This window comes from Candidatus Jordarchaeum sp., assembly GCF_052745115.1.
The window spans coordinates 1-9137 of sequence record NZ_JBRAKS010000150.1 but is presented as its reverse complement, the minus strand read 5'-3'; the positions used below and the strand labels follow the sequence as shown (position 1 = coordinate 9137).

General features: G+C 35.9%; 9 protein-coding genes. 3 read left to right on the top strand and 6 right to left on the bottom strand.

Annotation, left to right across the window (positions count from 1 at the left end):
• Positions 1 to 325: 325 nt before the first annotated feature.
• From ACUVXA_RS11560 to ACUVXA_RS11550, 3 genes are all read right to left on the bottom strand, one after another.
• A complete protein-coding gene (locus ACUVXA_RS11560; RefSeq protein ID WP_445871420.1) occupies positions 326 to 946 on the bottom strand; it encodes a hypothetical protein in 621 nt (206 codons plus the stop codon).
• 122 nt (positions 947 to 1068) lie between these two features.
• Positions 1069 to 1452 (bottom strand): 4Fe-4S binding protein, encoded by a 384-nt coding sequence (locus ACUVXA_RS11555; RefSeq protein ID WP_445871419.1) that lies wholly within the window; start codon positions 1450 to 1452, stop codon positions 1069 to 1071.
• A gap of 10 nt (positions 1453 to 1462) precedes the next feature.
• Complete coding sequence (locus tag ACUVXA_RS11550; RefSeq protein ID WP_445871418.1) at positions 1463 to 2971, bottom strand: homocysteine biosynthesis protein; 1509 nt, start codon at positions 2969 to 2971, stop codon at positions 1463 to 1465.
• Between the two features lie 647 nt (positions 2972 to 3618).
• Between ACUVXA_RS11550 and ACUVXA_RS11545 the strand changes: the two genes are divergently transcribed.
• Positions 3619 to 4203: a hypothetical protein gene (locus ACUVXA_RS11545; RefSeq protein WP_445871417.1), complete on the top strand. Its 585-nt coding sequence runs from the start codon at positions 3619 to 3621 to the stop codon at positions 4201 to 4203.
• A 44-nt stretch (positions 4204 to 4247) separates the two neighbouring features.
• Here ACUVXA_RS11545 and ACUVXA_RS11540 read toward each other — a convergent pair whose 3' ends face one another.
• Positions 4248 to 4823 (bottom strand): pyruvate kinase alpha/beta domain-containing protein, encoded by a 576-nt coding sequence (locus tag ACUVXA_RS11540; protein ID WP_445871416.1) that lies wholly within the window; start codon positions 4821 to 4823, stop codon positions 4248 to 4250.
• Positions 4824 to 5103: 280 nt separating this feature from the next.
• Here ACUVXA_RS11540 and ACUVXA_RS11535 point away from each other — a divergent pair, with 280 nt between their 5' ends.
• Positions 5104 to 6363: a hypothetical protein gene (locus ACUVXA_RS11535; RefSeq protein ID WP_445871415.1), complete on the top strand. Its 1260-nt coding sequence runs from the start codon at positions 5104 to 5106 to the stop codon at positions 6361 to 6363.
• 33 nt (positions 6364 to 6396) lie between these two features.
• Here the strand turns inward: ACUVXA_RS11535 and ACUVXA_RS11530 are convergent, their stop codons facing one another.
• Positions 6397 to 7221 carry a sugar phosphate isomerase/epimerase family protein gene (locus ACUVXA_RS11530; RefSeq protein ID WP_445871414.1) on the bottom strand — a complete coding sequence of 275 codons (825 nt, stop codon included), beginning with the start codon at positions 7219 to 7221 and terminating at the stop codon, positions 6397 to 6399.
• A 240-nt stretch (positions 7222 to 7461) separates the two neighbouring features.
• Here ACUVXA_RS11530 and ACUVXA_RS11525 point away from each other — a divergent pair, with 240 nt between their 5' ends.
• Positions 7462 to 8298, top strand: coding sequence for a hypothetical protein (locus tag ACUVXA_RS11525; RefSeq protein WP_445871413.1), 837 nt, complete (start codon positions 7462 to 7464; stop codon positions 8296 to 8298).
• 48 nt (positions 8299 to 8346) lie between these two features.
• Here ACUVXA_RS11525 and ACUVXA_RS11520 read toward each other — a convergent pair whose 3' ends face one another.
• Positions 8347 to 8961, bottom strand: coding sequence for a hypothetical protein (locus ACUVXA_RS11520; protein WP_445871412.1), 615 nt, complete (start codon positions 8959 to 8961; stop codon positions 8347 to 8349).
• Between the last annotated feature and the right edge of the window lie 176 nt (positions 8962 to 9137).

The window sequence follows — 9137 nt, the reverse complement described above, 5'->3', positions numbered from 1 at the left end:
ATTTAAGAGGATAAAGAGATTCCTTTGATAGTCTTGTGGCGTCCCCTTTAGACCAATAGGTCTATGTTTTAGATTCTTTGATTTCTAATATTCTTTCCTATTCACTTTTCCATGGTAGTTTGTGTGGGAGGGTTCGTGTTTAAACCCCTGTTTTACGAGGAGTTTCCACGCTTTACAGGGCGAGGAGCATAAAAACACCTCTTGGAGTAGAAGAAAAGCCGGGGGCTAACAATCAACAGGACGGTGAAAAAATTACCATATAATAAATCATAGACTCATTGCTTTAGACGTCTGCCTTTATAGATGTTTTAGAGTTGCTTCTTGGTTAGTAGAGTTTTCGTAGTAGTTTTACGTTTTGGTTGCTCATGTCGTATTGGACTAGTTTTGCGTGTTGTAGGTCGTGTATGCTTTTAAGTACGACTGCGGGTTGGACTCCTGAGGTTTTTGTTAGTTCTTCCCGGCTGAGGTTGGATCTGGCTCCGTGGAGTAGCCATAGGACTTTGGCGTGGGGCATTCCGGCGAAGACTTGTTCGAGTAGGGTGACGTATATTGTTAGTAGTTCTCTGACATCTATTGCTTCGTCTTTCTTTTTTGACATTTCGCGGTACATTTCGCTTATTTTTGACATTTGTTCTTGGATTCCTTGTAGTTCCTGTTTCATTTTGATGTTTTCCAGCTCCATTTTTCTTACTTCATCTTCGCTTCTGGAGCTTTTTTCCTTGGCTGTTTCTAGTTCTTTGGTGAGTGTTTCTATTCGGGCTTCTTTTTCTTTTTTGGTGGCTTCTAATTCCTGGGTCTTTGCCTCTTTAGCTTTTATCTCTTGTTCTTTTTCCTTTAGTTTATTAGTAAGATTTTCAATTGTAACCTTTACTTCGTTTAGGGTTTCCTCCACCAGTTTTGTGGCTTCTATTGCTGAGCTTATATTTGCTTCCCCTTCAATAACCATACTTAGTATCCCCATAATTTGTCTTTATTTTGATTAATAACAATCTAGATATATATAAACTTCTGTTACTCAAATGGTAAAAAATAGAAAATAAGTTGGAAAGGATATAATATTTTTTTGGGTTAAAGTACTTTGACAATGGCTTCAAAAGGACAACTGTCTACGCATTGGAGGCAGCCTATACAGTCTTGCTGTTTTAGACTTATGGTGTAATCTTCATCAAACGTGATTGCATCAACTGGGCAAATTGAATAGCATTGTCCACAATTGCTGCATTTGTGGGGTAGTATTTCTACGAATTTTCGTGTTTCTACTCGGACTCCTTTTTCTTTGAATGCTTGGACGAGTTCAGCTGCTTTGTCGTCAGGGGCTTCTATGAGCATTTCACCGCCTTTGGCGTTAATTTTGGCGGTTAGAATATTGAATGGTATCTTTTTTTCCAGTATTACGTTTGAGGTGATTGCTTCGCCCACTCTGTTGGTATCAAATATTATACTTATTTTCAATTTTTTCACCTCACTTGGCTATTAGTTGAGATATCTCCTCGCTGGTGACGATTCCCAATACTTTGTTTTTTTCATCTATTACTGGTAATGCAGAGATTTTGTGGGTTTCCAGCTCTTTCGCAACCGCATCTAATGGATCATCTGGTTTGGCGGTGTAAACTCTTCTGACCACTATTTCCTCTAATTTGTTTTTGTTTCTGGCTACTGCGCGGGTAACGTCGAAGGAGGTTACTATTCCTTTTAGAGTGTTGTCGTCGTTTACTATGACTATGTGGTTGACGTTTTTCTCCACAATCAGTTTTGCCACATCGTGGATGCTGGTGTCGATTGTGGTTGTTATTGCGGGGATCATTATGCTGCGAACATAATGGATTTCCTTTGTGATTTTCATAGGTTTGAATTCTCTGGTTGTGGATAATGTTTCGGCGGGCTTGTTTAATAGAAACCTTCCTTGCTCTATCCAATCCTTTAGCGTTTTTGCTATCTTTCTTGCAGTTTTTAAGCTGGAGAGGGCAGAAACCTTCACGGGTTTTCCGTTTAATTCGATTTTACCGGATTTGAGTTCTTGGTATGTAACTTTTCTTAGTGATGGTCTATTCATTCTTGGTACTCCATAGTCTATGACTTCTGTAGTTATGTTTGCGTCGCTTACGGCTGTTTTTCTGGCTAGTCCCTCATTTAATATCGGTATCGGTATGCCTACTCCTACATACATAGTGGTACCGTATCTTGTGAAGGCGGCTCCCTGTAGATACTCGGGGCTCATTTGTTTGAGGTCTCCCTTTACCATTATGGTTCCTAAATGTTTTTTGGGATTGTGTTGTGTTCCCTCACCTATTACGTAACCCACTCCACCACCTAGAAATATCTTTGTTCCAATACCTATTGTTTCGTAGTCAGGATCGTTGGATAATGGGTTAAGGCAACCGGAACCGGAGTAAGTGACGTTTCCGTAATTGGCTAGGAGTTTTCCCATGTAGGTGTAAATTGTTTCGTCTCGTCCATTGGTTGCGGCATTATATCCTTGATAAGCGTTTCTAGGATTACATAGAATAGCTTGATTAAGATCGTCTATGGTTATGGTGGTTTCAAGTCTGGTTCGAGGGTAACAATCGGTTCCGTATGCTCTGACTCTTAGTGATATTTCTTTCCCACTTACTAAATCTTGTATAACGTGGCCCCCTCCATATTTGAAAGGTTTTACGATGCTCATTTTTGTAGCGCCAATGTAGCAGTCAACGGCTGCGTTTCCATGGTAAGCTTCAACATCATTTAGCCATATTTGCTCCATTTTTATCGGTGGATCTGAATGTCCAAAGTTTAGAAACGCTCCGCTTGAACACATGGCGCCCATAGTTCCAGTACTTACTACATCGATTTCTTTTGCCGCTCTTTTTTCACCTTGTTCCTCAACTATTTTTACCATCTCTTCGGCGGTTACTACGACCGCGTCTCCTCTCTTGATTTTTTCATTTATCTCTTCGTATGTTTTTATATTGCTGTTTGTCAGAGGGGTCACCTCTTGAACTAGGTATTTATTCTTTATGTGATGTTGATATGTGGTAATCTTTGGATGTGATGCATTAATTAATAATTACTCATATATATATTTTTCTAAATTAATTATGATTGATAGTAATTTTTAAAAACCATATAAACGAGAACAAAAACAATATACTAAACATACAAAATCGAATAAAGCAATGACTGTTCATAAAATTAAACTAAGATTAAAAAGCGTTAAAATACAAATTAACATAGTATTTAAGTAAAATGTAATTAATGTTTATATCCTTATGCTAAGATTTTTAAGTTTTGAAATATTTGAATTCAAAGAAGAAAAATAAATTTATGATGCCTATAGTCAATTTAAAACATCCTTCTAGGTAATAAAGTCTATGATAATAGTAGGTGGAATCAGTGGCAGAGAAAATTAAATATAAGCTAAAAAGAAGATTGTTAATAACATCTATCATCACAGGTGCAGTAGCTGCATTCTTAATCTGGCAAATATTAACATATTTTACCACGCAACAGTGGCAACAAATTTTAAATTCCCTTATTTCTGTTTGGTTCTTTTTATATTTTGGTGTGTATAATCCATATCCGCCGAATTATTCATACGTTCTTTTTAATTTTATATTCTTATTCTGTATATTGGGTAGTATGATATTCAGTATTTATCGAACACGCCAAGTGTTTAAGGTAATTGACCAGTATGAAAAAGAAGGAGGCCCTAATAGTAATCCCATAATTCAGTTTCTGAGAATGGGCATGTTCAAGGATGCAGTGAACAAGTATTTCGAAGATGGACGTACGTATGAGTCTGCCAATATTCTTTATAGTCCTATTCTTGGTAATCTTCCTGTCCTGCGAGAGGTCTGGAAAATTGTAGCCTCTAAGTCTAGTGGAAAAGAACTAAGGGAAGAAGCTGAGAAATTATTCGATATTGCAAGCCATGCCTCTAAAGATGTTCAGATTCAAATCAGAAATATGATAATTGAACAAGGAGTTTATGAAATCGGAGGTCCCTCAGTTCCTGGCTTACAGGGTGTGGATTTCGACTTCGACAAACTGGAAGAAGAGGAAATTTCTAGATGCATGTTATGTGGAAAAGTGTTGACGGAAATTGATGATCAAGTAATGTGTCCCTATTGTTTCGAAAGTGCTTGCAGGGAACATTTACTAGAGCATTTAGAGAGAGACGAAACATGTCCGAACTGTAAGCGACCTATAAGGGATTTAATTTAAGATTAGAAACAATTTTTTTATTTACAGCCTTAAGACAGGCTGTCTTAAAATTCTCTAGGCTTACAGAGGATTGCTCGCACTTTCATTCCAAAGAGGTTTGAGGAATCAGCAGGCTTAAGTAGTAGCGCTGTGTCGCTACCCTTTCCCGTTCCTCCTATGGCAATTATATCTTTGTCTACTGTAACAAGTCCTGCATCGGCAGCCATAGTAGATATTTCTATGCAAACTTTAAATCCGTCACAAACAGTAGATCTCAGGAATCGGGCAAATAGTTCAACGGGTAGCCACACACCCAAACTGTTTCTGAATGATCTTTCTGCTCCTGAAAGCGCATGACCTGCTGTGAGCACCTTTATTCCCATATCTGTCAGCTTCTTTCTATTCTCATCCGGCATCTCTTGATATCCCGGTTTCACAAAACCATAAGAATGTGTAACTATCACGAGATTAGTCTTTTTTGAATCAAAAATATCTGCTGCTTTGATTCCCGTTTCTCCTGACGTACTGGCTATAACTATATCTGTGATATTGTTTTCATCAGCGAATTTTTTCGCTATTTTTAGTGTTTCTTCGGTATTGTGCATTCCTGCCTTTTCAAATAGTGTTACCTCAAGCTTCAATTTTTAACCTCCATTTTTATATTCTAATTTGAATAATGTTTTTTTAATTTTTTTAATTCCTTTTCTATTACTCTTTTTGTTTAAAAAATTTGTTTAATATATAAAAATATTTCAATTTTTCATATCTATTAATAAAAGAGTAGTCCTTAAGTAAGTTATCTTTATAATTCAACAAAATAATATTATCCATTGAATTTTACCATGTTAGGTTTCAAGTATTATTAATAGTTTGATAGTTCTGGATAATTTTACATCGGTTGACTTACGGGATCTGTGGGAAATGAAAGTCAGAGTTTACATGCCAAAGAAACATGAAGTATATGAAGAAAAGAGTCGCGACTATGTTACCAAAAAGATCTCTAAATCCATTAACACCATTCTGGAAAGCTTCGACTCCTTGGTTAAGAAAAAGGATATCACGGGTATCTTCAAATATTTCGCAAAAGAGATCGAAAAAAAAGCATACTATCTTTTATGCAGTGACTGGATGAAGCAGGATAAAAGTCTGGTTGAAAAAATTGGCTTCACCTTCAAGCTTCCCGGTTTGAAAGAAGGGGAAGAAAGATACGCCATATACATTTTAATGGCCTACAGTAAAGGCTTTGTTATAGCCCCATCATCAGCCCACCACCCAGGAGATTTAGAAAGAGTAATCATTTTGACTTATCCTTATAGACGGGGTAAAAGGACATACTACTATCTTAATACAGCGGCCCACGGTTCTCCCGTTCTTTTCAAAGAATACTTGGGAGTCTATGATTCTCTAGAAAAGGCTCTAGAGTGCTGTTCATTCTACTTCAAACCGGGGGATCATGCCGTGGGATTAATAAAAAACAAGGAGCTCAAAACATACGAAACCCTCAAAAACCGAGTTTCCTCTTTTTTGGACAAATCCAGAATATTTAAGAATTTATCGCAAATAACTAAAAATATTTTCAAAAAAGTAGGAACGGAGAAAGAAACTCGTGAGCCTTACACCTTCTATTTAATTTCGCCCGATGAGATTAAAGAGAATTTAGATATTGATTTTGAAGGTTATCTTGAACGTGTAATCTATTTGGATTCAAAACTCCCAAAGTTGAGAAAAAAAAGTACCGATTCCACTCAAAGAAGCATAATTTCCAAGTTGGAGAAGATCCTTTGGAGAACACCAATAATAAATGTTGATGATGAATTAAAATCATTGTATAAGATAGCCTCTTCAAAAAAATTGTTAGATTCCGAAGTACTTCAAAAAATGAGAGAACTCCAACTATATTCAAATGAAATAGAGAAAAAAATTAATGATCTTAGAAAAGAAAGTTTTTACGACCTTGAAGAATATTTACGTAATAAATCGATTCAAAAATTCTCAGAAATTTCACTAAGTGGGAAACTAACAATCCCAGTGGGTCTGGAAATGCTATTACAAAAACCCTTAAATAATTGGGCTTATCCTGAAAAAAATTCCTCCATTGGTAAAATAGAAAGAGTATTTTTCTCCATATCCGATATATTTTATCGGACTTTTCAAAAAATAACCATAACATTGTCACGTTAAAGACCGCATAATCCCTCAGAGTATTAGAAACAATTATTTCAGACGGTCTTCGTAAAATCTGTGAACTTTTTTTAATGATTCTTGGGGGTTCTCCCTTAACTCGATAATCACTAGCAAATGGCTTTGAAGCATAGAGAGTAGCTTCCTCCATTCAATCTTTCCTTCATCGAGAGCCAGGGGAGCATGATTTGAACCATCATTATCAGCTAAATGCACTTCAATAATGTTTTTCTTGAATCTAGTTATAATCTCTTTTAAATCCTCGTTATTAAAAGTTGTGAATCGATAATAGGCGTGGGGAAAATCTAAACAAAATTCCGCCAAGTGTGCTCTAATTATTTCGGAAACATGTTTAATGTGGTTTAAAAAAATTCCATCTCTGTAAGGGTGATTTTCAGCTAGTAACCTAATTCCATTATTATTAGCAATTTCAGAGATTTCAATCAGAAACTCTTTTTCTCTAATCCAATGCAGACTTCGATGTTTTTCATCACGCCAAAGACGACCAGCACAATTACAACTACCATAATGAAAAACGGCATAATTCACTCCTTTTTCAGCAGCCTCTTTAATATGTTTTTTAAAAAGTTTTAGATCCGTTTTCCATGAATCTTCTTTTAACGATGCTATGTTTACACCTCTCGTTTTTTTGTAAATAGTCGTTTCCTCAACCTCTTGTGCCTTATAACGTATAAAAGGAAGATGTATTGAAACCACATTTTTAAAGTCGGAATAGTCATAACCTCTTTCCACCTGAAGTTCCACCGGCAAAGTCTTTAATTCATCTGGAACCTGATGTGGAATAACAAAACCTTTACACCTTTCCAAAAAACATCCTGACGCGTATCCTAGCTTCATTTCGTGCACAGCCTATAATGATATAATTCATAATAAAATCTTTTTCAATGAACTTCTTGAATCTAATTTTTCCATAGTATGGAATCCTATTTGTATACGAAAATCTTCATAAATTAAAAAAATAATTATTTTATTATAAATTATTTAACAAAAGTTTTTAATTTAATAGGAGTTAAACAGATTATTTATATCATAGAAGGTAAAGAGTTGCAAGTTAAATAATAAATTGAGGTGTTAATCATGATACCGTCGGGATATATGTTGGACTCCATCGGTTTAGGTTTATGGTTTGCTACTATCTCCTTTTATCTTCTACTGTTTGTCTATTTATACTTCTTCAAATGGAGACAGACAAAGAACATATTCTTACTTAGTCTGGGGGTGTTTTTCATTTGTCTTGCCATTGGTAGAATCTTCTTTATGATTCACGACTTCTTTTTAGTTCCCACTGTGATTCCGGTTTACGGCGGGGCATTACACTATTTTGTTATTAATCCTTGGTATTGGCGTTTAGGCTCATTTTGGGAGTGGATTGCTCTAGGCTGGCTCACTCTGGGTATGACTATGACACTATTAGAGAAAAGATGGTTGCAGAGGATAATTCCTGTAATACCTTTTATAGCGTCATTTGTAATACTTTTAGTACCGGAGGATCTATTATTCTCTTTTGAATTAGAACAACTCAACTATTTTGTTCCGCAGTTCATTTTTACCGAGAATCCCCTCATAACATATCTGAATTTTGGTATTAGTTCACAGATTCCGATGATTAACGGTTTTCTATATCAGCCCAGTGGAATGGTTTATGTAACAACAAATTATTTTTTAGCGGCACTCTACGCCCTCATTATCCCTCTGATATTCTTCTACGTGGCATGGCAGGGAATTGGAACCATAAGAAAGAGAGCTCTCCTTCTAGGTTTCGGTTTTACCATTTACTATGTTGGCAGAGTACTCCAAGCAACACTAATTAGAACCTACTTGCCTACAGCCCTATCAATAATATTAGCCCCAGCTCTTGCGATGATTGCGTTAATACTAATTTACTATGGAATACGCTATGAAGAATTTGATTAAAATAAATTTTAATTTAATACTTATTAAAAACAGGAATAAATTTCAGTGTTACATTTCAATTAAACCCATTTTTTCAAGTTGTTCTAATAATTCACCTACTTTTTCTATTGTAAACCCTGTTTCTTCAGATATTTCCTCTTTGGTTTTTGTTCCGTCGCAAAGATTAGCTACCGTAAAAGCATCCTCATCTAGAAATACTCCCATTTTAACCACAGATTTTGGGATTTTCTTTTTTAAGAGTGGTTTTGGAACTGCCAGCTCTGCAATCTTGCCATCCAATGTTAACTTATCGATTTCAGGTAAAAATTCTCTGAAAGGCTTAATATCACCCCGCCAACTCTTAAGATAATAATCGTATCTCTGAAGGAACATTTCAATTATTTTATTAAGCGCATTCCGCAGTACTTTCTCATTATCCCGTTTATCGACACTTGCAACTACCATGATATCCTCCGTTCTTTCATACACTATAGCGTAGTTTTTCATCTCAACCTCACGTAGAATTGCAGGTTGACCTTTTTGAGAAGCCAACTCTGAAGAGAATTGCTGTAAAGCTGTCAAAAAACCGCTAATCAGCCCCTCATCTAGCTCTACGTCCCCGTATTTTCGAGAGATAAGGCACACACCACTACAAGCTTCGATGATGTATATTCCATGTATCAAATGTAATCACACCGTCCGCTCGGTGATTTTTTGAAATGGAAATTATAATCGCTTTAAGTTTAAATTAGGTAATTGAGTTTTATTTAAGTTTTTATAATTAGGAACTATAAAAAGTAATTAAGTATGTATTTAGCTCATGGAAATCGATCTGGCTTTTTACACCTCCTTTTTCCGAA

Excerpts from the sequence above, each read along its gene's own strand:
- ACUVXA_RS11530 (WP_445871414.1), bottom strand. The coding sequence starts at position 7,221 with ATGAAGCTAGGATACGCGTCAGGATGTTTTTTGGAAAGGTGTAAAGGT.
- ACUVXA_RS11545 (WP_445871417.1), top strand. The coding sequence starts at position 3,619 with ATGATATTCAGTATTTATCGAACACGCCAAGTGTTTAAGGTAATTGAC.
- ACUVXA_RS11535 (WP_445871415.1), top strand. The coding sequence starts at position 5,104 with ATGAAAGTCAGAGTTTACATGCCAAAGAAACATGAAGTATATGAAGAA.
- ACUVXA_RS11525 (WP_445871413.1), top strand. The coding sequence starts at position 7,462 with ATGATACCGTCGGGATATATGTTGGACTCCATCGGTTTAGGTTTATGG.
- ACUVXA_RS11560 (WP_445871420.1), bottom strand. The coding sequence starts at position 946 with ATGGTTATTGAAGGGGAAGCAAATATAAGCTCAGCAATAGAAGCCACA.